General features: G+C 62.1%; 18 protein-coding genes and 1 pseudogene. 11 read left to right on the top strand and 8 right to left on the bottom strand.

Translation table 11 applies throughout. The features are described from left to right. The first annotated feature begins 161 nt into the window (after window positions 1-161). The 8 genes from lptF (at window position 162) to pdxJ (ending at window position 8,741) form a co-directional block, all read left to right on the top strand. A complete protein-coding gene (gene lptF / locus AD665_RS07985; protein ID WP_024777644.1) occupies window positions 162-1,283 on the top strand; it encodes an LPS export ABC transporter permease LptF in 1,122 nt (373 codons plus the stop codon). Continuing rightward, entirely contained in the window at window positions 1,276-2,337 is a 1,062-nt protein-coding gene (lptG, locus tag AD665_RS07980; RefSeq protein ID WP_024777645.1) for an LPS export ABC transporter permease LptG, read from the top strand. Before lptF ends, lptG begins: the two co-directional genes overlap by 8 nt. 311 nt (window positions 2,338-2,648) lie before the next feature. Then, complete coding sequence (lepA, locus tag AD665_RS07975; protein ID WP_024777646.1) at window positions 2,649-4,448, top strand: translation elongation factor 4; 1,800 nt, start codon at window positions 2,649-2,651, stop codon at window positions 4,446-4,448. 5 nt (window positions 4,449-4,453) lie between these two features. Next, window positions 4,454-5,308: a signal peptidase I gene (gene lepB, locus AD665_RS07970; RefSeq protein WP_024777647.1), complete on the top strand. Its 855-nt coding sequence runs from the start codon at window positions 4,454-4,456 to the stop codon at window positions 5,306-5,308. Window positions 5,309-5,474: 166 nt separating this feature from the next. Continuing rightward, window positions 5,475-6,164 (top strand): ribonuclease III, encoded by a 690-nt coding sequence (rnc, locus tag AD665_RS07965; RefSeq protein WP_024777648.1) that lies wholly within the window; start codon window positions 5,475-5,477, stop codon window positions 6,162-6,164. Next, window positions 6,157-7,059 (top strand): GTPase Era, encoded by a 903-nt coding sequence (gene era, locus AD665_RS07960; RefSeq protein ID WP_024777649.1) that lies wholly within the window; start codon window positions 6,157-6,159, stop codon window positions 7,057-7,059. The genes rnc and era overlap by 8 nt, the downstream gene beginning before the upstream one ends. 197 nt (window positions 7,060-7,256) lie before the next feature. Then, on the top strand, window positions 7,257-7,946 hold the full coding sequence (gene recO / locus AD665_RS07955; RefSeq protein WP_024777650.1) for a DNA repair protein RecO: 690 nt from the start codon (window positions 7,257-7,259) through the stop codon (window positions 7,944-7,946). A 51-nt stretch (window positions 7,947-7,997) separates the two neighbouring features. Further along, window positions 7,998-8,741, top strand: a complete 744-nt coding sequence (pdxJ, locus tag AD665_RS07950; protein WP_024777651.1) for a pyridoxine 5'-phosphate synthase — start codon at window positions 7,998-8,000, stop codon at window positions 8,739-8,741. A 200-nt stretch (window positions 8,742-8,941) separates the two neighbouring features. Here the strand turns inward: pdxJ and mltF are convergent, their stop codons facing one another. Beyond that, a complete protein-coding gene (gene mltF / locus AD665_RS07945; protein ID WP_024777652.1) occupies window positions 8,942-10,402 on the bottom strand; it encodes a membrane-bound lytic murein transglycosylase MltF in 1,461 nt (486 codons plus the stop codon). 288 nt (window positions 10,403-10,690) lie between these two features. On the opposite strand from mltF, the gene purL reads away from it, so the two are divergent. Beyond that, the gene (gene purL / locus AD665_RS07940; protein ID WP_053191644.1) at window positions 10,691-14,587 is read left to right on the top strand and encodes a phosphoribosylformylglycinamidine synthase; all 3,897 of its coding nucleotides are present in this window, start codon (window positions 10,691-10,693) and stop codon (window positions 14,585-14,587) included. A gap of 4 nt (window positions 14,588-14,591) precedes the next feature. Continuing rightward, on the top strand, window positions 14,592-14,903 hold the full coding sequence (locus AD665_RS07935; protein ID WP_024777654.1) for a YqfO family protein: 312 nt from the start codon (window positions 14,592-14,594) through the stop codon (window positions 14,901-14,903). Window positions 14,904-15,122: 219 nt separating this feature from the next. On the opposite strand, the gene AD665_RS07930 is transcribed toward AD665_RS07935, so the two are convergent. The 7 genes from AD665_RS07930 to AD665_RS26755 all read right to left on the bottom strand — a co-directional run bounded on the left by AD665_RS07930 (window position 15,123) and on the right by AD665_RS26755 (window position 25,499). Continuing rightward, a complete protein-coding gene (locus AD665_RS07930; RefSeq protein ID WP_147460409.1) occupies window positions 15,123-16,208 on the bottom strand; it encodes a scabin-related ADP-ribosyltransferase in 1,086 nt (361 codons plus the stop codon). Between the two features lie 215 nt (window positions 16,209-16,423). Next, window positions 16,424-18,136, bottom strand: coding sequence for an N-acetylglucosamine-specific PTS transporter subunit IIBC (gene nagE, locus AD665_RS07925; RefSeq protein WP_053191640.1), 1,713 nt, complete (start codon window positions 18,134-18,136; stop codon window positions 16,424-16,426). A gap of 31 nt (window positions 18,137-18,167) precedes the next feature. Next, window positions 18,168-20,681 (bottom strand): phosphoenolpyruvate--protein phosphotransferase, encoded by a 2,514-nt coding sequence (gene ptsP / locus AD665_RS07920; protein WP_053191638.1) that lies wholly within the window; start codon window positions 20,679-20,681, stop codon window positions 18,168-18,170. 27 nt (window positions 20,682-20,708) lie between these two features. Next, window positions 20,709-21,731, bottom strand: coding sequence for an SIS domain-containing protein (locus AD665_RS07915; protein WP_122319434.1), 1,023 nt, complete (start codon window positions 21,729-21,731; stop codon window positions 20,709-20,711). Further along, entirely contained in the window at window positions 21,712-22,818 is a 1,107-nt protein-coding gene (nagA, locus tag AD665_RS07910; RefSeq protein ID WP_024777659.1) for an N-acetylglucosamine-6-phosphate deacetylase, read from the bottom strand. The genes AD665_RS07915 and nagA overlap by 20 nt, the downstream gene beginning before the upstream one ends. Before the next feature lie 33 nt (window positions 22,819-22,851). Further along, on the bottom strand, window positions 22,852-23,583 hold the full coding sequence (locus AD665_RS07905; RefSeq protein WP_053191634.1) for a GntR family transcriptional regulator: 732 nt from the start codon (window positions 23,581-23,583) through the stop codon (window positions 22,852-22,854). A 363-nt stretch (window positions 23,584-23,946) separates the two neighbouring features. Next, window positions 23,947-25,499, bottom strand: a protein-coding gene (locus AD665_RS26755) for an IS3 family transposase (protein WP_155514776.1) whose coding sequence is annotated in 2 segments (ribosomal slippage) — window positions 23,947-25,037 and window positions 25,037-25,499 — 1,554 coding nt in all. Because the reading frame shifts where the segments join, the coding sequence is not laid out codon by codon here. 71 nt (window positions 25,500-25,570) lie between these two features. Here AD665_RS26755 and AD665_RS26750 point away from each other — a divergent pair. Beyond that, window positions 25,571-25,768, top strand: a pseudogene (locus AD665_RS26750) (MFS transporter); the annotation flags it as partial. Window positions 25,769-25,911: the final 143 nt, after the last annotated feature.

Genomic DNA, 25,911 nt, shown 5'->3' with positions numbered 1-25,911 from the left:
TGGGGCAGCTATCTTTGCGGCTTCAGCCACCGGTTTAAAGCGCGCGAAGTGACAGGCGCCTCCAATCACAGGATAATGCTGCTCTTTTTTCGGCGGCTCGTGATGGCGAGTGGCTCGATTGCTTGTTTGGCCCCTAGCCTGACAATCCTGGAGTGTCTGGTTTGATCGTTTTTCGATATCTATCCCGCGAAGTCCTGCTGACCCTGAGCGCTGTCAGTGCCGTGCTGCTGGTCATCATCATGAGCGGGCGCTTCATCAAGTACCTCGCCCAGGCCGCTTCCGGCGCGCTGGATCCAGGCTCCCTGTTCCTGATCATGGGTTTCCGCCTGCCAGGTTTCCTGCAACTGATCCTGCCGCTGGGCTTGTTCCTCGGCATCTTGCTGGCCTATGGTCGCCTGTACCTGGACAGCGAAATGACGGTCCTGTCGGCCACCGGCATGAGCCAGCAACGTCTGTTTCGCATTACCCTGTTCCCGGCGACGCTGGTGGCATTGGTGGTCGCCTGGCTGAGCCTGAGCCTGGCGCCCCAGGGCGCCAACCAGTTCCAGTTGCTGATCAACCAGCAGGACGCCCTGACCGAGTTCGATACCCTGGTGCCGGGGCGCTTCCAGGCTCTTCGCGACGGTACGCGCGTCACCTACACCGAGCAGCTTTCGGATGACCGGGTCAACCTTGGCGGCGTCTTCATCACGCAAAAGAACCTGTCGTCCAGCAGTCAGAAGGATCGCGGTATTTCCGTGCTGGTGGCCGAGAAGGGGCGCCAGGAGATCAATCCCGACGGCAACCGCTACCTGATCCTCGAAAACGGCTATCGCTATGACGGCAAGCCGGGGCAGGCCGACTACCGGGCCATCAAGTACGACACCTACGGCGTGCTACTGCCCAAGCCCGAGGCCAGCGAGGAGGTCACTGACCGCGACGCGATGCCAACCGCGATCCTGCTGGGCAGCGATGACATCCGTGCGCGCACCGAGCTGCAATGGCGCCTGTCGCTGCCGTTGCTGGTATTTATCGTGACCCTGATGGCGGTTCCGCTGGCCCGGGTCAATCCGCGCCAGGGTCGTTTCCTCAAGCTGCTCCCGGCGATTCTCCTTTATATGGCTTACCTGACCATCCTGATTTCCGCCCGCAGTGCCCTGGAGAAAGGCAAGATCCCGCCGGCATTGGGCTTGTGGTGGGTGCATGCGATTTTCCTGGCCATCGGCCTGGGGCTGCTCTACTGGGAGCCGCTTCGCCTGAAGCTGGCGAGCCGTCGCAGCGCGCTGGAGGTGGTCCGTGGTTAAACTCGATCGCTACATCGGCAGCAGCGTGTTCATGGCAATCCTCGCGGTGCTGGGGATCATCCTTGGTCTGGCGACCCTGTTTGCCTTCATCGATGAAATGAGTGACGTCAGTGATACCTATACCCTGACGGACGTGGCGAGCTATGTATTGCTGACCGCGCCAAGGCGCCTGTACGACATGCTGCCGATGGCGGCGCTTATCGGTTGCCTGATCGGCCTGGGCAGCCTGGCCAGCAACAGTGAACTGACCATCATGCGTGCTGCCGGGGTTTCCGTCGGTCGGATCGTCTGGGCGGTGATGAAACCGATGCTGGTGCTGATGCTGGTTGGAGTCCTGATCGGCGAGTACATTGCCCCGGCCACCGAGAACACTGCCCAGGCCAACCGTTCCCTGGCCCAGGGTGGTGGCGATGCACAAAGCGCCAAGCATGGTCTGTGGCACCGCCAGGGTGACGAATTCATCCACATCAACTCGGTCCAGCCCAACGGAATCCTCTATGGCGTGACCCGGTATCGCTTCGACGAGCAACGTCACATGCTTTCGTCGAGCTTTGCCAAGCGCGCCCAGTTTGTCGAGGATCATTGGCAATTGAGCGGTGTCACCACCACCCTGTTCCATGAAAAGAACACCGAGGTGGTCGCGACCCCGCAGGAGCGTTGGGATGTGGCGATCAGCCCGCAGTTGCTCAGCACGGTAGTCATGGCACCGGAATCCCTGTCGATTACCGGTCTGTGGGGGTATATCCACTACCTGGCCGACCAGGGCCTGAACAACGGCCGCTACTGGCTGGCTTTTTGGGTCAAGGTATTGCAGCCGCTGGTCACTGCCGCCCTGGTGCTGATGGCCATCTCCTTCATCTTTGGTCCGCTGCGTTCGGTAACCCTCGGTCAACGGGTGTTTACCGGCGTGCTGGTGGGCTTCACCTTCCGCATTGCTCAGGATCTGCTGGGGCCATCGAGCCTGGTGTTCGGTTTCTCGCCCCTGTTCGCGGTGCTGGTGCCGGCGGGTGTCTGTGCGTTGGCTGGGCTCTGGCTGCTGCGCCGGGCTGGGTGATCCCAGGGGCTCTGTGGCGAGGGGATTTATCGAAACGTCGCACCGCCCCGCTGGGCTGCGCAGGCAGCCCCTAAGCAGTCGCCCTTATCTGTCTGACACGCCGGCGTCGCCTGGTTTTGGGACTGCTTTGCAGCCCAGCGGGGCGGTGCGACGTTTCGCTAAATCCCCTCGCCACAGATAAACCCATTGCCATGATAATGTTCGCGACATCAATCCTCGACAGGCGAACGTGACGCTTGCGCGCTGTATCAGGTACAATTCCCGGCTATTTTTCGGCGGGCCTTGCCTGCAGCCTTTTTGAGTGTTGATCCGTGAGTGATTTGAGTCATATCCGCAATTTCTCCATCATCGCCCACATTGACCATGGCAAGTCGACGCTGGCTGATCGCTTCATCCAGATGTGCGGTGGCCTGACCGAGCGTGAGATGGAAGCCCAGGTCCTGGACTCCATGGACCTCGAGCGTGAACGCGGGATTACCATCAAGGCCCACAGCGTCACTCTCTATTACAAGGCCAAAGACGGCGTCACTTATCAGCTGAACTTCATTGATACCCCGGGCCACGTCGACTTCACCTATGAAGTCAGCCGCTCGCTGGCGGCCTGTGAAGGTGCGTTGCTGGTGGTCGATGCCGGCCAGGGTGTCGAGGCTCAATCGGTTGCCAACTGCTACACGGCCATCGAACAGGGCCTGGAAGTCATGCCGGTCCTGAACAAGATCGACCTGCCCCAGGCCGAGCCGGAACGCGTCAAGGATGAGATCGAGAAGATCATCGGCATCGACGCTACCGACGCGGTCACCTGCAGTGCCAAGACCGGCCTGGGCGTGGATGAAGTGCTCGAGCGCCTGGTGACCACGATTCCCGCGCCGACCGGCAACATCGAGGATCCGCTGCAGGCGTTGATCATCGACTCCTGGTTCGACAACTACCTGGGTGTGGTGTCCCTGGTTCGCGTGCGTCACGGCCGCGTGAAGAAGGGCGACAAGATCCTGGTCAAGTCCACCGGCAAGGTCCATCTGGTGGACAGCGTCGGTGTATTCAACCCGAAACACACCGCCACCGCCGACCTCAAGGCCGGTGAAGTGGGCTTCATCATCGCCGGCATCAAGGACATTCACGGGGCGCCGGTCGGTGACACCCTGACCCTGAGCTCCACACCGGACGTCGATGTGCTGCCAGGTTTCAAACGTATCCAGCCCCAGGTCTATGCCGGCCTGTTCCCGGTCAGCTCCGACGATTTCGAGGATTTTCGCGAAGCCCTGCAGAAGCTGACCCTGAACGACTCGTCGCTGCAATACACCCCGGAAAGCTCCGACGCCCTGGGCTTCGGCTTCCGTTGCGGGTTCCTGGGCATGCTGCACATGGAAATCATCCAGGAGCGCCTGGAGCGCGAGTACGACCTGGACCTGATCACCACGGCGCCGACGGTAATCTTCGAGCTGCTGCTCAAGAACGGTGAAACCATCTACGTCGACAACCCGTCCAAGCTGCCAGACCTGTCGGCCATCGAAGACATGCGCGAACCGATCGTGCGGGCCAACATCCTTGTGCCTCAGGAGCACCTGGGCAACGTCATTACCCTGTGCATCGAGAAGCGCGGCGTGCAACATGACATGCTGTTCCTCGGCTCGCAGGTCCAGGTGACCTACGACCTGCCGATGAACGAAGTGGTGCTGGACTTCTTCGATCGCCTGAAATCCACCAGTCGCGGCTATGCTTCGCTGGACTATCATTTCGATCGTTACCAATCGGCTAATCTGGTGAAGCTGGATGTGCTGATCAACGGTGAGAAGGTCGATGCCCTGGCATTGATCGTGCACCGTGACAACGCGCACTACAAAGGTCGTGCGTTGACCGAGAAGATGAAGGAACTGATTCCGCGGCAGATGTTCGACGTGGCAATCCAGGCCGCCATTGGCGGGCAGATTGTGGCGCGTACAACCGTCAAGGCACTCAGAAAGAACGTATTGGCCAAATGCTACGGCGGCGACGTCAGCCGTAAGCGCAAGCTGTTGGAAAAGCAGAAGGCCGGTAAAAAACGCATGAAGCAGGTCGGTAATGTGGAAATTCCACAGGAAGCCTTCCTTGCGGTGCTCAGGTTGGATAGTTAGGTCCTATGTCGCTAAATTTCCCGCTGTTGCTGGTTATCGCCGTGTTTGTCTGCGGTCTGTTGGCGTTGATTGATCTGTTGTTCCTGGCGCCTCGGCGCCGGGCGGCTATCGCCTCTTATCAGGGCAGCGTCAGCCAGCCCGATGGTGTGGTGGTCGAGAAGCTCAACAAGGAGCCGTTGCTGGTCGAGTACGGCAAGTCGTTCTTTCCCGTGCTGTTCATTGTGCTGGTGCTGCGTTCGTTCCTGGTGGAGCCGTTCCAGATCCCGTCCGGCTCGATGAAGCCGACACTGGACGTGGGCGATTTCATCCTGGTGAACAAGTTCTCCTACGGGATCCGCCTGCCGGTGATCGACAAGAAAATCATCGAGGTGGGTGATCCACAGCGCGGCGACGTGATGGTGTTCCGCTTTCCCAGCGACCCTAGCGTCAACTACATCAAGCGCGTGGTCGGCTTGCCCGGCGACAAGATTCGCTACACCGTCGACAAGCGTTTGTACGTGAATGGCGAACTGGTGGCCGAACAACTGCTCGGCTCCGAGCCAGGCACCCTGGGCAGCGCCGAGCTCTACCAGGAGAAACTCGGCGAGGTCGAGCATCTGATTCGCAAGGAAATGAGCCGCTACCGCGCCACGCCGGACCATTCGTGGACCGTGCCGGCCGGGCACTATTTCATGATGGGCGACAACCGCGACAACTCCAACGACAGCCGTTACTGGGATGATCCGAACATTCCCAAGGACATGCTGGGCATGGTCCCCGACCGGAATATCGTCGGCAAGGCCTTCGCGGTCTGGATGAGCTGGCCGGAACCCAAACTCGGACACCTGCCGAATTTCTCGCGGGTTGGCCTGATCAAGTAAACACACGGCGCTGTTGAACACAGCGCCGAATGCATTTCTGGAGCCTGTACAAGGCGCCAACGTTAGTCAGGACTTCATTTTTGAACACAGCGTTAATTGTCCCAAGCCAACGGCGTCTTGCCGACCTGGCGGTGGAATCCAGCCACGAACTCAGCGTGGGTAAACCGTGAGCGTTTCTCTAAGCCGCCTCGAGCGCCAGCTCGGCTACAACTTCAAGGACCCGGAGCTGATGCTCCTGGCCCTCACTCACCGCAGTTTTGCCGGGCGTAATAACGAACGCCTGGAATTCCTCGGTGATGCCATCCTCAACTTCGTCGCTGGCGAGGCACTGTTCGAGCGCTTCCCGCTGGCCCGCGAAGGCCAGTTGTCGCGTTTGCGCGCGCGGCTGGTAAAAGGTGAGACCCTGGCCGTGCTGGCTCGTGGTTTCGATTTGGGCGACTACCTGCGCCTGGGCTCCGGCGAGTTGAAAAGCGGCGGTTTTCGGCGCGAGTCGATTCTGGCCGACGCCCTGGAAGCTCTGATTGGTGCGATCTACCTGGATTCGGGCATGGAAAAGGCTCGCGAGCGCGTGCTGGCCTGGCTGACCTCCGAAATCGACAGCCTGACGCTGGTCGACACCAACAAGGATCCGAAAACCCGTTTGCAGGAGTTCCTGCAATCGCGCAGTTGCGAGCTGCCGCGCTACGAAGTCGTGGACATCCAGGGCGAGCCGCACTGCCGAACCTTCTTCGTCGAATGCGAAGTGGTCCTATTGAATGAAAAAAGCCGTGGCCAGGGCGTGAGCCGCCGTATCGCCGAGCAGGTGGCGGCCGCCGCAGCATTGATCGCCCTGGGCGTGGAGAATGGCAATGACTGATACAACCGTTACCCGTTGCGGCTATGTCGCCATCGTTGGCCGGCCGAACGTGGGCAAGTCCACATTGCTGAACCATATCCTGGGCCAGAAACTGGCGATCACCTCGCGCAAGCCCCAGACCACCCGCCACAATATGCTGGGTATCAAGACCGAGGGCGACGTGCAGGCGATCTACGTCGATACCCCGGGCATGCACAAGGGGGGCGAAAAGGCCCTGAACCGCTACATGAACAAGACCGCTTCGGCAGCGTTGAAAGACGTCGACGTGGTGATCTTCGTGGTCGACCGTACCAAGTGGACCGAAGAAGACCAGATGGTCCTCGAACGCGTCCAGTACGTGACCGGCCCGCTGATAGTGGCGCTGAACAAGACCGACCGTATCGAGGACAAAGCTGAGCTGATGCCGCACCTGACCTGGTTGCAGGAACAGCTGCCCAACGCCCAGATCATCCCGATCTCGGCCCAGCACGGCCATAACCTGGACGCGCTGGAGCGGGTGATTGCCGAACATCTGCCAGAAAACGATCACTTCTTCCCTGAAGACCAGATTACCGATCGCAGCAGCCGTTTCCTCGCCGCGGAACTGGTGCGCGAGAAGATCATGCGCCAGCTGGGCGCCGAGCTGCCGTACCAGATCACCGTGGAAATCGAAGAGTTCAAGCAACAGGGCAAGACCCTGCACATCCACGCGCTGATCCTCGTCGAACGTGACGGCCAGAAGAAAATCATCATTGGCGACAAGGGCGAGCGCATCAAGCGCATCGGCACCGAGGCGCGCAAGGACATGGAGTTGTTGTTCGACTCCAAGATCATGCTCAACCTGTGGGTAAAGGTGAAGGGTGGCTGGTCGGATGATGAGCGGGCACTGCGTTCGCTGGGTTACGGCGACTTGTAATCCGTCCGGCAGTACACCACGGACTGTGTGGGAGCGGGCTTGGTGGGAGCAAAGCTTGCTCGCGATACAAGCGACTCGGTTTCAAGAAGACCGCGTTGTGTTCATCGCGGGCAAGCCTTGCTCCCAGCAGGCTCGCTCCCACAGTGGTTTCTGGTTGTTGGTAATACTGCGTTTCCTTATTGAGAACTGCGACCTCCATGTCCCCCACCCATCCCATCGCCCAAGTCGCCTACGTCCTGCATTCGCGCGCATACCGCGAAAGCAGTGCTCTGGTGGATTTCCTCACGCCGCAAGGGCGTCTGCGGGCGGTGTTACGGGGCGCGCGGGGCAAGGCCGGAACGCTGGCGCGGCCGTTCGTGCCCCTGGAGGTCGAATTCCGGGGGCGGGGCGAGCTCAAGAATGTCGGGCGCATGGAAAGCAACGGAGTCTCGGCCTGGCTCAACGGCGAGGCGTTGTTCAGCGGCCTGTACCTCAATGAGTTGCTGATCCGCCTGTTGCCCGCCGAAGACCCGCATCCTGCCGTCTTCGATCACTACGCCGCGACACTGCTGGCCCTGGCCGAAGGCCGGCCGCTGGAGCCGCTGCTGCGATCCTTCGAGTGGCGGTTGCTGGATGACCTGGGCTACGGGTTCGCTCTAGACGCCGACCTGAACGGCGCGCCCATTGCCGCCGATGGCCTTTACCGCTTGCAGGTTGATGCCGGCCTGGAGCGCGTCTATCTGCTGCAACCCGGTCTGTTCAACGGCGTCGAGCTGCTGGCCATGGCCGAGGCCGACTGGAGCGCGCCCGGCGCTTTGTCCGCGGCCAAGCGTCTGATGCGCCAGGCTTTGGCGGTTCATCTGGGTGGCAAGCCGCTGGTCAGTCGCGAGCTGTTTCGCAAGCCCTGATCAACCCGTATGCTGTGGGCCGAATCTCTGTCCATTCAAGGAGCGCTTTTCGTGAGCACCAGCAATCGCATTCTTCTCGGCGTGAACATCGACCATGTCGCCACCCTGCGCCAGGCCCGCGGTACCCGCTATCCGGATCCGGTCAAGGCTGCACTGGACGCCGAAGAGGCGGGCGCCGACGGCATCACCGTGCACCTGCGTGAGGACCGTCGCCATATCCAGGAACGCGATGTGCTGCTGCTCAAGGACGTATTGCAGACCCGTATGAATTTCGAGATGGGCGTGACCGAAGAAATGCTGGCATTCGCCGAGCGTATCCGCCCGGCGCACATTTGCCTGGTACCGGAAACGCGTCAGGAGCTGACCACCGAAGGCGGCCTGGACGTGGCGGGGCAGGAAGCGCGGATCCGGGCGGCAGTGGAGCGGCTGTCGAAAACCGGCGCCGAAGTGTCGTTGTTCATCGACGCCGACGAGCGGCAGATCGAGGCCTCCAAGCGGGTCGGTGCCCCGGCCATTGAGCTGCACACCGGCCGCTACGCGGATGCCGAAACCCCCACGGATGTGGCCGATGAGCTGCAACGAGTGGCTGACGGTGTCGCGTTCGGCCTGGCACAGGGCCTGATCGTCAACGCCGGCCATGGCCTGCACTACCACAACGTCGAAGCCGTGGCGGCCATCAAAGGCATCAACGAGCTGAACATCGGCCATGCGCTGGTGGCCCATGCCTTGTTTGTCGGGTTCAAGTCGGCGGTGGCGGAGATGAAGGCGCTGATCCTGGCGGCCGCAAAAGCCTGATATCAGCACAAAACTCGATACGGGTGCGATCCATTGTGGCGAGGGGATTTATCCCCGCTGGGCTGCGTAGCAGCCCCAAAGCGTTCTACCCCGTCTATCTGGCACACCGAGGCGCCAGGTTTTAGGGCTGCTGCGCAGCCCAACGGGGATAAATCCCCTCGCCACAGGTTCATCACCGCATCAGGGTTTGTGTGGGGCCGTCAGAGCGGCGGGGTTTCCTGGTTCGGCTTGCTCTTGTCGACGCCCGGCACATGCAGGTTGCCTTCGGCCACCTGGTTGCCTTCGAGCTGCGGCTGCGTGACCCAGGTCAGGATGTCGTAGTAGCGGCGGATGTTCGCCACGAAATGCACCGGCTCGCCGCCCCGGGCGTAGCCGTAGCGGGTCTTGCTGTACCACTGTTTCTGGGACAGGCGCGGCAGGATCTTCTTCACGTCCAGCCACTTGTTCGGGTTCAACCCTTCCTTGGCCGCCAGCTTGCGGGCGTCGTCCAGATGACCGCTACCGACGTTATAGGCGGCGAGGGCGAACCAGGTACGGTCCGGCTCCTGGATGCTCTCGTCGAGTTGCTCCTTCATGTAGGCCAGGTACTTGGCGCCTCCCATGATGCTTTGCTTCGGGTCCAGGCGGTTGGACACGCCCATGGCCTGGGCGGTGTTCTGGGTCAGCATCATCAGGCCGCGCACACCGGTCTTGGACGTGACCGCCGGTTGCCATAGCGATTCCTGATAGCCGATGGCGGCCAGCAGGCGCCAATCGACTTTTTCCCGCTTGGCGTAGGCCTTGAAGTGTTGCTCATACTTGGGCAGCCGTTGCTGCAAATGCTGGGCGAAGGTGGTGGCGCCCATGTATCCGAGAACATCGACGTGTCCGTAATAGCGGTCTTTCAGGCGTTGCAGGGTGCCGTTCTTCTGCACTTTGTCGAGGTAGGCGTTGATTTCGTTGAGCAGGCTGTTGTCTTCTCCAGGGGCCACCGCCCAGCTCTGACTGCGGGCATCGCCCAGGTCGAAGGCCACGCGGACGTTGGGGAAGTACACCTGGTTCATCGCCACTTCGTTGGAATCCACCAGGGTCAGGTCGATCTGGCCCTCATCGACCATGCGCAACAGGTCGACCACTTCAACGGCGTCGGATTCCTCGTATTCGATGCCCGGATACTGCTGTTTCAGTTGCGCCAGTTGCTCGGCGTGGGTGCTGCCCTTGAGCACCATGATCTTCTTGCCCGCCAGGGCTGCCGCGTCCGTGGGGCGTGACTGGCCGTTGCGGTAGATGACCTGCGGGGTGACCTCCAGGTAGGAGTGGGAGAACCGCACCTGTTTCTTGCGTGCCTCGCTGCTGACCAGGCCTGCGGCCGCCAGCACCGGGCCGTTGGGTTTGCCGATCTGGCTGAACAGGTCGTCGAGGTTGTCGGCAGTCTCGATTTTCAGTTCCACGCCCAAATCGTCGGCGAAACGCTTCACCAGCTCGTATTCGAAGCCGGTTTCACCGTTGCGATCCTCAAAGTAGGTGGCAGGGCTGTTTCGGGTAACCACCCGCAGCACGCCATCCTCCTTTACGCGCTCCAGTGTGTTGGGTTTCTCAACACAGCCACTGAGCACCAGGAAGAGTCCGGTTGCGATCAGCCATTTGGCGTACCGCGGACGCAAAGCCATTGGGGAAAACATCTGCGCAGTATACGCAAACGGCCCTTACCGCCATATCTCGACAGCGAAAGGCCAGTCTGCTAGCGGTTGCAAAACATGTCTGCAACACAAGCCGGCTGGCGTGCGGCGGGTTTTGGGTCGATTAAAAAAATCTCGAAACGAACACCGGAACAGACGTTCAACAAGGGTTTCGACGCAAAGACCGACATTCGGCCCGTATCGCGGATGCCGTTTCGGGTGCCGTTGCCGACGGTTTAGGCTAGAATGCACGGCCTCAAAGCACACCCCCTTCCCGAGGCTGTCCCGAAGATGTTGATCCTGCGCGGCGCTCCTGCCCTTTCTGCCTTTCGCCACAGCAAACTCCTTGAGCAACTGAGCCAGAAGGTTTCGGCTGTCAGTGGCTTGTATGCTGAATTCGCTCACTTCGCCGAAGTCACCGGCGGTTTGACCGGCGACGAACAGCAGGTGCTCGCGCGCCTTCTGAAATACGGTCCCAGCGTTCCCGTCCAGGAGCCGGCCGGTCGCCTGTTCCTGGTGCTGCCGCGCTTCGGCACCATTTCGCCGTGGTCGAGCAAGGCCAGCGACATTGCCCGTAATTGCGGTCTGGGGAAAATCCAGCGCCTGGAGCGCGGCATTGCCTTTTATGTCGCCGGTGAGTTCAGCGAGGCCGAGGCCCAACTGATCGCCGACAGCCTGCATGACCGCATGACCCAGGTCGTGCTGGGCAACCTGGAGCAGGCCGCCGGCCTGTTCAGCCACGCCGAGCCCAAGCCACTGACTGCCATCGACGTGCTGGGCGGCGGCCGTGCCGCGCTGGAAAAAGCCAACGCCGAACTGGGCCTGGCCCTGGCCGAAGACGAGATCGATTACCTGGTCAACGCCTTCCAGGGATTGAAGCGCAACCCCCATGACATCGAACTGATGATGTTTGCCCAGGCCAACTCCGAGCACTGCCGTCACAAGATCTTCAACGCCAGTTGGGACATTGACGGCCAGAGCCAGGAAAAAAGCCTGTTCGGCATGATCAAGAACACCTACCAGATGCACAGCGAAGGCGTTCTGTCTGCTTACAAGGACAACGCTTCGGTGATCGTCGGCAGCGTTGCCGGCCGCTTCTTCCCGAATCCCGAGACCCGCCAGTACGGTGCGGTCCAGGAGCCGGTGCACATCCTGATGAAGGTCGAGACCCACAACCATCCGACCGCGATTGCGCCGTTCCCTGGCGCGTCCACCGGTTCCGGTGGCGAGATCCGCGACGAAGGTGCAACCGGTCGCGGCGCCAAGCCCAAGGCCGGCCTGACCGGTTTCACCGTGTCGAACCTGCAGATCCCGGGCTTCGAACAACCGTGGGAAAAGCCGTACGGCAAGCCTGAGCGCATCGTCAACGCCCTCGACATCATGATCGAAGGCCCGCTGGGTGGCGCTGCGTTCAACAACGAATTCGGCCGTCCGGCCCTGACCGGCTACTTCCGTACCTTCGAACAATCCATCACCACCCCCCGTGGCGAAGAAGTGCGCGGCTACCACAAGCCGATCATGCTCGCTGGCGGCATGGGCAACATTCGCGCCGAACACGTGCAAAAAGGCGAGATCGTGGTCGGTTCCAAGCTGATCGTCCTCGGCGGCCCGGCGATGCTGATCGGCCTGGGCGGCGGCGCTGCTTCCTCCATGGCCACCGGCACCAGCTCGGCGGACCTGGATTTCGCCTCGGTGCAGCGGGAAAACCCGGAAATGGAACGCCGTTGCCAGGAAGTCATCGACCGTTGCTGGCAGTTGGGTGACAAGAACCCGATCAGCTTCATCCACGACGTGGGCGCGGGCGGCCTGTCCAACGCCTTCCCGGAGCTGGTCAACGACGGTGGCCGTGGTGGCCGCTTCGAGCTGCGCAACATTCCGAACGACGAGCCGGGCATGGCCCCGCATGAAATCTGGAGCAACGAGTCCCAGGAACGTTACGTCCTGGCAGTCGGCCCGGCCGACTTCGAGCGCTTCCAGGCCATCTGCGAGCGTGAGCGCTGCCCGTTCGCCGTGGTCGGCGAAGCCACTGCCGAGCCGCAACTGACCGTCACCGACAGTCACTTCGGCAACAGCCCGGTGGACATGCCACTGGAAGTGCTGCTGGGCAAGGCCCCGCGCATGCACCGTTCGGCCGTTCGCGAAACTGAGCTGGGCGACGATTTCGATCCGTCCACCCTCGACATCGCCGATTCCATCGAGCGCGTCCTGCACCACCCGGCCGTGGCGAGCAAGAGCTTCCTGATCACCATCGGTGACCGCACCATCACCGGCCTCGTGGCCCGTGACCAGATGGTCGGCCCATGGCAGGTGCCGGTGGCTGACGTCGCTGTGACCGCCACCAGTTTCGACGTCTACACCGGTGAAGCCATGGCCATGGGCGAGCGCACGCCGTTGGCCCTGCTGGACGCTCCGGCGTCGGGCCGCATGGCGATCGGTGAGGCGCTGACCAACCTCGCGGCCTCGCGCATCAGCAAGATTTCCGACATCAAACTGTCGGCCAACTGGATGTCCGCCGCCGGGCACCCGGGTGAAGACGCTCGGCTGTACGACACCGTCAAGGCTGTCGGCATGGAGCTGTGCCCGGAACTGGGCATCACCATTCCGGTGGGCAAGGACTCCATGTCCATGGCCACGCGCTGGAACGAAGACGGCGTGGACAAGAGTGTGACCTCGCCGCTGTCGCTGATTGTGACCGGTTTCGCCCCGGTCACTGACATCCGCCAGACCCTGACCCCGCAACTGCGCATGGACAAGGGCACCACCGATCTGATCCTGATCGACCTGGGTCGTGGTCAGAACCGCATGGGCGCCTCGATCCTGGCCCAGGTGCATGGCAAGCTCGGCAAGCAAGCGCCGGACGTTGACGATGCCGAAGACCTGAAGGCGTTCTTCGCCGTCATCCAGGGCCTCAATGCCGACGGCCACCTGCTGGCCTACCACGACCGTTCCGATGGCGGCCTGCTGACCACCGTAATGGAAATGGCCTTCGCCGGTCATTGCGGCCTGAGCCTGACCCTCGACAGCGTGGCGGAATCCGCTGCCGAAATTCCGGCCATCCTGTTCAACGAAGAACTGGGTGCGGTGATCCAGGTTCGCCAGGACGCTACCCCGGACATCCTCGCCCAGTTCAGCGCGGCAGGCCTGGCCGATTGCGTCTCGGTGATCGGCCAGCCGATCAACAACGCCCACGTCAACATCACCTTCAATGGCGATACCGTCTTCGAAGGCCAGCGTCGCCTGTTGCAGCGTCAGTGGGCTGAAACCAGCTACCAGATCCAGCGCCTGCGGGATAACGCCGATTGCGCCGATCAGGAATTCGACGTACTGCTGGAAGAAGACAACCCGGGCCTGAGCGCCAAGCTCAGCTACGACGTCAATCTGGATGTGGCCGCGCCTTACATCAAGAAAGGCATTCGTCCGCAAGTGGCGGTACTGCGTGAGCAGGGCGTCAACGGCCAGGTGGAAATGGCGGCGGCGTTCGACCGCGCCGGCTTCAACGCGATCGACGTGCACATGAGTGACATCCTGGCCGGTCGTGTCGACCTGAACGACTTCAAGGGCATGGTGGCCTGTGGCGGCTTCTCCTACGGCGACGTGCTGGGTGCCGGTGAAGGCTGGGCCAAGTCGGCGCTGTTCAACAGCCGCGCTCGCGACGCGTTCCAGGGCTTCTTCGAACGCACCGACAGCTTCACCCTCGGCGTGTGCAACGGTTGCCAGATGATGTCCAACCTGCACGAGCTGATCCCGGGCAGCGAGTTCTGGCCGCACTTCGTGCGCAACCGTTCCGAGCAGTTCGAAGCTCGCGTGGCGATGGTCCAGGTGCAGGAGTCGAACTCGATCTTCCTGCAGGGCATGGCTGGTTCGCGCATGCCGATCGCCATCGCCCACGGTGAAGGGCATGCGGAATTCGAAAGCGAAGAAGCGTTGCTCGAAGCCGACCTGTCCGGTTGCGTGTCGCTGCGGTTCGTCGACAACCACGGCAAGGTCACCGAAACCTATCCGGCCAACCCGAACGGCTCGCCGCGCGGAATCACCGGCCTGACCAGCCGCGACGGTCGTGTGACGATCATGATGCCGCACCCTGAGCGCGTATTCCGCGCGGTGCAGAACTCGTGGCGTTCGGATGACTGGAACGAAGACGCGCCCTGGATGCGCATGTTCCGCAACGCTCGCGTCTGGGTGAACTAAAGGCGTGTACAAGCTCTGCTTCTTTGTCCCGGCCAGCCATGTGGAAGAGGTCAAAAGCGCCGTATTCGCTGCCGGTGGCGGACGGATCGGCGACTATGACCACTGCGCCTGGCAAGTGCTGGGCCTGGGCCAGTTTCGCCCCTTGGACGGCAGCCAGCCGTTCATGGGCGAAGCGGGGCAGGTCGAGCAGGTCGAAGAATGGAAGGTGGAGCTTGTGGTGGCCGATGAGTTGATTCGCGTAGTGGTGGAGGCCTTGAAACAGAGCCATCCCTACGAGACACCGGCGTATGAGGTGTGGCGGTTGGAGGGTTTCTGATCCTCTGCCCGTGGAAATGAGAAACCCGCTGATTGATTCAGCGGGTTTTTTATTGGGTGGACGGTTTGTTGCAGTCAGCGACGGCCTCTTCGCGAGCAGGCTCGCTCCCACAAGGGATTCGTGCTGTTCCCAGCATACCCTGCGGGAGCTAGCTTGCTCGCGAAGGGCCCGGTCAGACAACGCAGCTCCAGACCCCGGCATCGACCCAGTCCATCGCCTCTACTGATGCCGACGCTCCAGGCGACAAACCTCTTTCTCGATACCGATGCACTCGACCGGTTCGCTCACACCTTTCTCGAACCGCCGAGCATTCATCAACAATCCGCCCTTGATGCCACCGATGAATGCGTAGGCGCCCTCACGTGCGCCGGTGGTTCGGCCTGATAGATCCACCGCCACGGTGTTGGGCCTGACTTCATATACCCAGCCGCCGTTCGAGGCTTGCTCGGTGGCCCAGAGCTTGGCTTCGCCATAGTCGCTAAACGCTACGACGACCGATTGAGCCAAGGGAGACTCCGGCTGGGTGGCCAGTCTCAGATTCGGCGCAAGAGCGTTCCAGGCCTGCAGGCCCTGGCTCAGTGCATCCGCACCTTGCACGGGGTTGATTATCGTAGAGCCGACGGCCCAGAGGGACTTCTTGGTCGTTACCCAGGCCAGCCCCTCTGGAGGCTCCAGACGAGCCCAGTCGATGGCAATTGCCGCAACCTGCTGCATCGTCTCGTGGCCGGTGGGTTCACGGTAGTCCGGGTTTGTCACGCAGTTGGCCAGGTTGGTTGCCTTGCAGGCCTTGCTGATGAAGTACCCCTTGACCCCACCCGGATAGCTGATTTCCTCCTCGCGAGGGAACGGGCCTCCTGATTGCTCCTGATCGATTCCATGGGGAGCCTTGAACTCGTACACCCACTCGCTGGCGTAGTGCTGGGCGATGAACTGACTGCGGGTTGTGCTGCTGAACACCGTCCCGGCGGAGCCGCCCGCATGGTTGTACCAGTTGTATATCCATTCGTTCTCGGGGATGCCCGCGGCTTTGGGCAGCAGCCCGTCCTGGAAAGCACTGAGTCCCTGGCCCGTTGTATCTCCCCGGTAGAGCGTGTCCATGTCGCTACGCCAGCGCAACGATGGCGTGGTCTTGCGGATATCCACCTCCGGATTCGCCGTGACCTGAAGCCAGGCTTCGTACCAGGGCTCTGTTTCCGGATCTTGACTGCCTTGGGTCGCTGCCCACCCATGAGGGCCAGGCTGCCAAGTAGCTGCCAGTACGACCGCGACAGTCGTCGCCCGTATAAACGTGTCTTTTCGAGTCATGATTGGATGCCTCAGCTGGAACGAGGAGCCAGTCGAATCACATACGTCATGACTACCTATTCTTCGACGTGACAGGTTTGCTTATCGATTGCGGCGAGAGGGCGCCGCTGGGGCGCGCCTCGGTCCGCCGTGTGAACTCAAAGAATAGGTGACGGAAAGTCTGTCAGTCGTATTTTTGGATCCAATCGTGTAACAAACTGCTCCAGTGAAGATTGCTAGAGGGACTGCACACAGGTTTTGCGGTTGTTCAGCATCACCCTTAGTGCTTCGCTCATTGCATTAGCCCGATTGCCCACCAGTACATGCCAGATGCCGCTCTCCATCTGGCTGACACCCTGGCAACCCAGAACCCTCAGATCAGCCTCGGATAGCCGCCGGGCATCTTCGAGCTGCACCCGTAGCCGCGTATGGGCGACGCATTCCAATGCCAGTACATTGTCTTGGCCGCCCAGTGCGTCCAGCCATTGCCCGGCCTGCTCCGCGCTGATCGTGGCCGGCTCGGCCTGTACCGGTTCACTCAACGGCCTGTCGACTGAGCGTGTCATCGGCAAGCCCAGGCGGATTTCATCGGCAATGCTGTCGGCCATCGGCCCAACCACCACCTGTAAGCTGCCGCCGTTGCCGGGACGCACCACGGCCATGGCGCCCAAGGCCTTGAGTTGCGCATCGGAGGCCTTGCTGCGGTCGACCATGTCCAGTCGCAGGCGCGTGGTACAGGCGCCGACGGTAATCAGGTTGTCGGCGCCGCCGAGTGCCGCGATGTAAGCCCCGGCCCGTTCATTCTGGGCAATGACCGGTTTGTCTGCGCTCGGGACGTCTTCACGGCCCGGAGTCTTCAGGTCGAAGCGGCGGATGCAGAAGTCGAACACGGTGTAGTAGATCACCGCATAGGCCAGGCCCACCGGCACCACCAGCCAACCATTGTTCGATCTGCCCCAGCCCAGGACCATGTCGATGAAGCCGCCGGAGAAGGTAAAGCCCAGGCGGATGTTCAGCCAGTCGGTGATCGCCATCGACAGCCCGGTGAGCAAGGCATGCAACAGGAACAGCAGTGGCGCGAGGAACATGAAGGCGAATTCCACCGGTTCGGTGACCCCGGTGAGAAACGATGTCAGCGCCATGGACAGCAGGATCCCGCCCATGACTTTGCGCCGCTGGGGCAGGGCGTTGCGGTACATCGCCAGGCAGGCGGCGGGCAGGCCGAAGAGCATCACGGGGAACATGCCTGTCATGAACTGGCCGCCGTTGGGGTCGCCGGCAAAATAGCGGGTCAGGTCGCCGGTCACCACCGCACCGGTGTGCGGGTCGGTGAAGCTGCCGAAGATGAACCAGGCCATGTTATTGAGGATGTGGTGCAGGCCGGTGACGATCAGCAACCGGTTGAACACCCCGAACACGAACGCTCCCAGGCTGCCGCTTTCCATCAACAGCGCGCCGAAGCTGTTGATGCCTTGCTGGATCGGTGGCCAGACCAGGCCGAACACCAGTCCCAGGCCCACCGCGCTGAAGCCGGTGACAATCGGCACGAAGCGCCGGCCGCCGAAGAACGCCAGATACTCCGGCAGCTTGATGTCCTTGAATCGGTTGTACAGTGCCCCCGCGAGCAGGCCACTGATGATCCCGGCGAGCATGCCCATGTTGATGCTGGCGTCGAGCACCTTCAGCGTGGCGATCATCACCAGGTAACCGATGGCCCCGGCCAGCCCCGCCGTGCCGTTATTGTCCCGGGCGAAGCCCACGGCGATGCCGATGGCGAAGATCATCGCCAGGTTGGTGAAAATGGCTTGCCCGGCATCATGGATGATGGCGATGTTCAGAAGATCGGTGTCGCCCAGGCGCAGCAACAGGCCGGCGATGGGCAGGATGGCGATGGGCAGCATCAGCGCCCGGCCGAGACGTTGCAATCCTTCGATGAAATGCTGGTACATGGCGGATCTCCCTTATTGTTCTTCGACGTACTCAGCCCAGGGGCCAGTGTTGATGACAGGCCTGGCGCACGGCAGCGGCACTGCCCAGGCCCAGCAATTCGGCGCTGAGGCAGGCGCACTTGACGGCATCAAGGTCGCGTACCCGCGCCTTGATCTCGCCGATCTGCGCCGGGCTGACCGACAGTTCGCGCACACCCAGCCCCACCAGCACCGGCGTCGCCAGAGGATCGGAGGCCAGGGCGCCGCACACGCCGATCCAGCGCCCATGCCGGGCCGCGCCGGCGCAGGCCTGGGCGATCAGCCGCAGCAGTGCCGGGTGCAGGGCATCGACCCGGGCGGCGAGGCCGGCGTGGTCGCGGTCCATGGCAAGGGTGTACTGCGAGAGGTCGTTGGTGCCGATGGACAGGAAGTCCGCGTGCTCGGCCAGTTGTTCGGCCAGCAAGGCGGCCGCCGGCACTTCGATCATCACCCCCAGTTGCGGCCGTTCGCTCAGGCCCAGTTCACTGGCCAATGCATCAAGGCGCTGGCGGATGTTCAGCAGTTCGTCGACTTCGGTAACCATCGGCAACAGGATCCGGCAACGGTGCAGCGGACGGGTTTGCAGCAAGGCTCGCAGTTGCTGGTCCAGCAGTTCCGGTCGCACCTGGGCCAGGCGAATACCCCGCAGGCCCAGCACCGGGTTGGCTTCGGTCGGCAGCGGCAGGTAGTCCAGTTGTTTGTCGCCGCCGACATCGATGGTGCGGATGATCACCGGCTTATCGCCCATGGCATCGAGCACGGCTTGGTAGCTTTGACGCTGTTCTGCTTCGTCCGGGGCTGTGTGACGGTCGACGAACAGGAATTCGGTACGCAACAGCCCCACACCATCAGCGCCGTTAGCCAGAGCCTCGGCCGCATCGGCGCTGGAGGCGACGTTGGCCGCCACTTCGACACTTACGCCATCAACGGTGCGGGCCGGTGTGTGGGCCAGGGCTTGTTGTTGAGCGCGGCGAGCGGCTCGCCGAGCGTGTGTCTGTTGCACCTGGGTCATGCGCTCGGCGGTGGGGCGCAGTTCGAGCCGGCCTTCGTCGGCGTCCAGCACCACCGACTGGCCCTGTTCCTGTTCCAACAGTGCAGCGCCCAACGCTACCAGGCACGGCATCCCTTTACCTCGGGCCAGGATAGCCACGTGGGAAGTGGCGCCACCCTCGACCATGCACAGGCCGGCCACGCCTTGGGCGCGGAGTTGCAGCAGGTCCGATGGCGTCAGTTCCTGTGCGGCGACAATCGCGCCGGCAGGCACGTCGAATTGCCACGCTTCTCCCAGCAGTGCCCGCAGTACCCGCTGGCGCAGGTCACGCAGATCGTTGGCGCGCTCGGCCAGCAGCGTACTGCCCAGTTGCTCCAGTACCCGACATTGCGCGTCTATGGACTGGCTCCAGGCGTGGGCCGCGGCGCTGCCCTGGTCGATGCACACATGAGCGGCATCCAGCAGGGCCGGATCTTCCAGCAGCGCCAGATGGGCGCTGAAAATCGCTTCTTCGTCGCTGCTGCGCCGGGCCCTGGCGTGGTCCAGGGTCCGGTGGATATCACGGCTGACGTCGGCCAAGGCACGGCTCAGTTGCTGCCGCTGATCTTCGACGTCGTGGCCGCCCGCATCCTCGGGCAACTGAATGCCATTCAGCCGAACCAGCGGTCCCGTCACAAGGCCGGGGGCGGCGCATACGCCGTACAGCACGCCGTCTTCGGCAGGACGAGCATGGGGTTTGAGTGCAGGCGCTGCGGCGTGGGCTTCTTCGGTCAATGCAGTGGACAGGGTCGTCAGCAACGCTTGCAGTGCTGCTTCGGCATCGTTGCCTCGGCAACTGACCTGCACTTCTGCCTGCTCGGTGATGGCAAGGCCCATCATCCCCATCAGGCTGTCGCAGGAGGCCGACTTGCCGCCGAAGTGCAACTGCGAGCGACTGTTGAAAACCTGGGCGGTCTGGCGCACCAGCGCCGCGGGGCGTGCGTGCAGGCCGCCGCGGTGGGCGATGCGGATCTGGCCGAAGACCTCGATGCCGACGTCCGGATGTTCGTCGGTCGAAACGCCTGTAGCCATGGCGACGATATGCAGCAGCGGCTCGCCGACTTTCACGCCCCTGAGGGTGACGGGGCGCGCCTGGAAGTGCTCGCCATTGGTGATGATCAACAGGCTGACCAGGCTCTTGCAGTGTCGTGCCACTTTGTCCACGTCATAACGCAGCAATGGCTGGCCGTTGCTGACCCGGGCGCCTTCCTTGACCAGCATGGAAAAACCGTCGCCACGCAGCTCGACGGTGTCCAGCCCCAGGTGCAGCAGCAGTTCGGCGCCGTTGTCGGCCCGCAGGGTCACGGCGTGGCTGGTACGGGCGACATGGATCACTTCGCCGTCGCAGGGCGCGTAGAGGGTGTCGTTCAGCGGATCGATGGCGATCCCGTCGCCCATGGCACCGCTGGCGAACACGGCGTCCGGGACATTGGCGAGGGTGAGCACCGGGCCGCTGAGCGGGGCGCTGAGGGTCAACTCTTTATTATTGTTGGGCATGGCGCGCTCTCATCAGGCTGTCATTAGTCAGTGCGTACGGGTGACTTTGCTCAGGTGCCGCGGTTGGTCAGGGTTCAGCCCCCGGGCCACGGCAAGGTGAGCGGCCATTCCATAAAAGCTCTGGATCGCCAGGATCGGATCCAGTGCCGGGTGCTCGGCGCGAGTCAGGGTCAGGTCGCGTTCGGCGATGTCATCGGGCGCCGCCAGCAAGACCCGGGCGCCGCGCTGGCGCATGTCGGCGGCCAGGCTCAACACGCCGGACTGTTCGGCACCGCGAGGTGCGAAGACCAACAGCGGGTAGTTCTCATCAATCAGCGCCATCGGCCCGTGGCGAACCTCGGCGCTGCTGAAGGCTTCGGCCTGGATCGCCGAGGTTTCCTTGAACTTGAGCGCCGCTTCCTGGGCGATGGCGAACCCGGCGCCACGGCCGATCACCATCAACCGCTGGCAGGTGCGCAGAGCCTCGACGGCAACACTCCAATCCTGACGGGCGGCCTCGCGCAAACCTTCGGGCAGGACGTTGCCGGCCTCCAGCAATTGGGCATCGTCCTTCCACTGGGCCACCAGCCGTGCGCTGGCGCTGAGGGTGGCGATGAAACTCTTGGTGGCGGCGACGCTGCTTTCGACGCCGGCACACAGCGGCACGCTGAACTCACACGCCGCTTCCAGGGGCGAGTCGAGCGCATTGACCAGGGCCACGCTCAGGGCGCCGCGCCTGCGCAACAGCCGCAGGCTGTTCACCAGGTCCGGGCTCTGTCCCGACTGGGAAAAACCGAACGCTACCTGACCGCTGACCTTGAGCGGCGCCTGCTGCATGGTCACCACCGACATCGGCAGCGACGCCACCGGCAAGCCCAATTGCTGCATGGTCAGGTAGGCGAAGTAGCTGGCGGCGTGATCGGAACTGCCGCGGGCAATGGTCATCGCCACTTGCGGCGGCTGACGGCGCAGGCGTCCGGCGATTTCCTGCAGGGCCGGGTCCAGTTGCTGCAACTGGCGTTCGACGGCTTCGCTGGCGGCGAGGGCCTCTTCAAGCATTTTGGAGGTCAATGGCTTCTCCTTCGACCATCACGTCGGTCAGGGTCAGGGAACGGTCAAGGCGCACGCAGTCGGCCCAGGCGCCCGGTTGCAGGCGTCCACGCTCAGGCAGGCCGAGGTAGTCGGCAGGAAATTGGGACAGGCGTTGCGAGGCTTCGGCGATGGACAGGCCGATTTTCACCAGGTTACGCAGGGCCTGGTCCATGGTCAGGGTGCTGCCGGCCAGGGTGCCATCGGCCAGCCGCACGCCACCCAGGCATTTGGTCACGGTATGGCTGCCCAGCTTGTATTCGCCGTCGGGCATGCCGGCGGCCGCGGTGGAGTCGGTGACGCAATACAGGCACGGGATCGAGCGCAGGGCCACGCGCATGGCGCCCGGATGCACGTGCAGAAGGTCCGGGATCAGCTCGGCATAACGGGCGTGGGCCAGCGCCGCGCCGACAATCCCCGGTTCGCGGTGATGCAGCGGGCTCATGGCGTTGTACAGATGGGTGAAACTGCTGGCGCCGGCGGCCAGCGCGGCGACGCCTTCTTCGTAGCTGCCCAGGGTGTGGCCGATCTGCATGCGCACGCCCCGGGCACTGAGGGAGCGGATCAGCGCATCGTGGCCGGCAATTTCAGGGGCGATGGTGATCACCCGGATCGGCGCCAGGGCCAGGTAGGCTTCCACCTCGGCCATCAACGCGGTGTGGGCGAAATTCGGTTGCGCGCCCAATTTGCCGGGGTTGATGTAGGGGCCTTCCAGATGTACGCCGAGTACCCGGGCACTGCCATTCTGCCGTTGCTCACAGAACTCGCCGAGGGCCTGGAGTACGCGGGTGATCTCTTCGCCCGGTGCGGTCATGGTGGTCGCCAGCAGCGACGTGGTGCCAAAGCGCACATGGGTGCGGGCGATGGTGTCGAACGCCGGGGCGCCCTCCATGATGTCCTTGCCGCCACCGCCATGGACATGCAGGTCGATGAAACCGGGCAGCAGGTAAGGCAGGTCATTGTCAGCCGGATCGCAAGGCTGGCCTTCGACGGACACGAGCTTGCCGTGGGCGTGGATCAGGCGGCCGCGAACCCAGCCATGGGCGGTGAGGATGTTGTCTTCGGACATAGGCAGTCTCTGATGTCTGGGGAGGCAGTGCTGCTAGCGCCGGAGCTCGGCGACAAAGTCGTAGTAATCGTTGCGGCAGTAGGTGTCGGTGACTTCGATGGGGGTGTTGTCTTCCAGGTAGCCGACCCGTGTCATCAACAACATGGCGGTGCCGGGGGCGATGCCCACCAGGGCGGCGAATTCGTCCGAAGCGTTGATGGCCTGGATGTGCTGCAGGGCGCGCACCACCGGTTTGCCGATGCTGTCGAGAAACTCGTAGAGCGAAGCACCAATGGCCTGGGGCTTGGGAATGATGGCGGCGGGCAGGGTGCTCATTTCGATGGCCATGACTGTGTCGTCGGCCTTGCGCAGGCGTTTGAGCCGCGCGACCTTGTCGGTGGGTGAAAGGCCCAGGCGGATCAGTTCTTCGTGGGTGGGCGGAGTGATTTCCCGTTCCAGCCAATGGGAGCCGGGCACGAAACCCTTGAGCCGCAACATCTCGCTGAAGCCGCTGAGGCGTGACAGCGGTTGTTCCAGGCGCGGGGTGATGAACGTGCCCGAGCCTTGGTTGCGGCGGATCAGGCCTTGCTCGAACAACACTTCCAGTGCTTTGCGGGCGGTGACTCGGGAAATGCCCAGTTGTTCGCTCAAGCTGCGTTCGGACGGCATGGCTTGTTCGGCTTTCCATTGGCCGGCGTGAATCGCGGCTTCCAGGTTGCGGGCCAGTTGCAGGTACAGCGGCGTGGCTTGGGTGTCGTCGGGGCGCAGGGCCAGGATGTCGTTCATAGAGTGTCCGATGCGGTTGTTGGGGGTGTTGTCGCTCGGTGTTAGGGGTGGAAATTAATACCACTTGAATACCACGTCAATGAGAGTTGCTCATGGTTCTGTGGGTATGACGGTGGTCTTTTGATGAATGGATTTCAAGTGGTATTACTTTGAGTCGTTTTGGCGGGAGGAGACCGTAGCTGCTGAGGGTGTCTCTCGGGGAAGTGGTATTTGCGTACCGGACTTGGGTCTGATTTTTTCTGCCGACCGGCGGTTGTTTTGAGGGAGAGTTGGATGGTGTGTATATCCATTTCTTCGGTAACGGCGACTTATGGTTCCGCTCTTACCGGCGTTTTTCAAGGTAGTTGTCGCGTCACCGTCTAACTATGCTGCTCTTTTCTCGGCCTGCAGCTCTCGATCCGGATTCAGCAGCACCGTGCCTATCGGCTCCCAGTTCCGTGTTCGTCCAGACCAGCGTTCCGGGCTTTTCTTTCGGGCTTGCTCGTACAGTTCATGACGCTGAGCCAGGATCTGTTGATCCTGCCCTCGATGCCGCTCCGCCGGGGTCACGAAGCGGATCCGGCTATGCCGGTGTTCGTGGTTGTACCAACGCATGAAATCCCTGACCCAGATGCGTGCGGCGTCCAGGCTGGCAAAGCCATCTGCCGGCCATTGCGGGCAGTATTTCAACGTTCTAAACAGCGATTCCGAGTATGGATTGTCATTGCTCACACGCGGTCGGCCACGTGACGGTGTGATGCCCAGGTCATGCATCTTGCTCAACAGCGTCAGTGATTTCATCGGGGCACCATTGTCCGAGTGCAGTACCAGCGGTTCATGCAAACATTGCTCGCCGATCACGCTACGCTGCAGCAACGCAGCCGCCTTCTCACCGCTTTCCTCTTCGTAAACCTCCCAGCCCACGGCCTTGCGGCTGTAAATGTCCTCGATCAGGTACAAGTAGTAATACTTGCCACGCACCGGCGACGGCAGGTAGGTGATGTCCCACGACCACACCTGATTCGCCCCCTTGGCCGTGTGGGTCGTCGGTGCCGCATGCCGTCGCGGGCGCTGGCTACGACCTCGATGCTGTTGTTGACCCGCAGCCCGCAGCACCCGATAAAACGTGGCTTCCGATGCCAGATAGCGCTGTTGATCGGCCAGTCTCGGCACGATCTGACTCGGCGGCAGGTCGGCGTACGCCGGGCTGTTGCACAGCGTCAGGATTGCCTGTCGCTCGATCTCGCTCAACGCATTACGCGGCGTGGGTCGTAGTGTGGTCGTTCGGGCGTCAGCCTGAATAGCCTCGGTTTCAGTCCAGCGCTGCAAGGTTCTGAGCGAGAGGCCGACTTCCTGGCAGGCCCTGATTTTCCGGGCTCCGGCCATTTGCGCTTCATTCAACCAGGTTACGAGTAACTGCCGCTCTGGCAAAGCCGTTAGCTGTCCTCGTTGTCGATCCCCCAGTAATCGTTGAGCTTTTTTCGCAGCACCAACAACGCGGCGGTTTCAGCCAGCGCCTTGTCTTTGCGGCGCAGTTCACGCTCAAGTTCCTGGATGCGTTTCTTGTCCTTACGGGCTTGTTCGCGATCGTCTTTTTGCTGGGCTTTTTCCGTCTTCTGGCCACTGATGAAGGCTTGCCTCCAGGCGCTGATTTGCTCGGGATACAGGCCTTTACGGCGGCAGTACTCACCCAGTTCAATCTCGGACAGGCCGGCGGCTTCAAGGACGACAGCAAACTTGATTTCGGCTGTCCAGTTCTGGGTCGATGAGGTGTTATCGGGCACTGCGTTTCCTTCAGAACCGACCTGCTTGCGCCAGTTCGACAAAGACATTTCGCTGACCCCTTCGCGCCGGGAAACCTCGGCCATCGACAGGTTGAGCGGAGGAAGCAGCATCTTGAGCAATGCGGCTTTGCGTTCAGGTGAATAGTACGGCACGAACAGTCTCTTTCCGCCCCCGATCTGCTTTTTCAGGAAAATTCGGAGAGGCGACAACTATCCTGACACCGGGGGGGATCGCCCTGATCAATACCATGGGCCAGTTCGGTGGCATTGTCAGCCCAGTCATGGTGGGGCACATCAAGGATCTAACCGGTAGCACCACCCCGGCACTCTACGTGATTGGCTTCACCAGTCTACTGGCAGCAGCCCTGCTGTATTGGGCCTTACCGGAACGCCTAAGAACCAGGGATCAGACTCGGCAGTGAAATACTGGTTTGCCAGGGTCGCCCATGCTGTGTGCGACCCTGAGCTGGTTCTGAATTGGCTCCGCTTGACAAGCTTTCCCTGAAAGTCAGCGAACCCTTGCTCCTCAACCTCTCAGCAATCCTTGAGCGCATAAACAGCCTAT

Origin of the sequence: Pseudomonas corrugata, from assembly GCF_001269905.1 — a bacterium.
In the GTDB taxonomy this organism is placed as follows: Bacteria; Pseudomonadota; Gammaproteobacteria; order Pseudomonadales; family Pseudomonadaceae; genus Aquipseudomonas; species Aquipseudomonas corrugata.
Note: the sequence above shows the minus strand (reverse complement) of the source record. Positions and strands in the feature narration are given on the sequence as shown.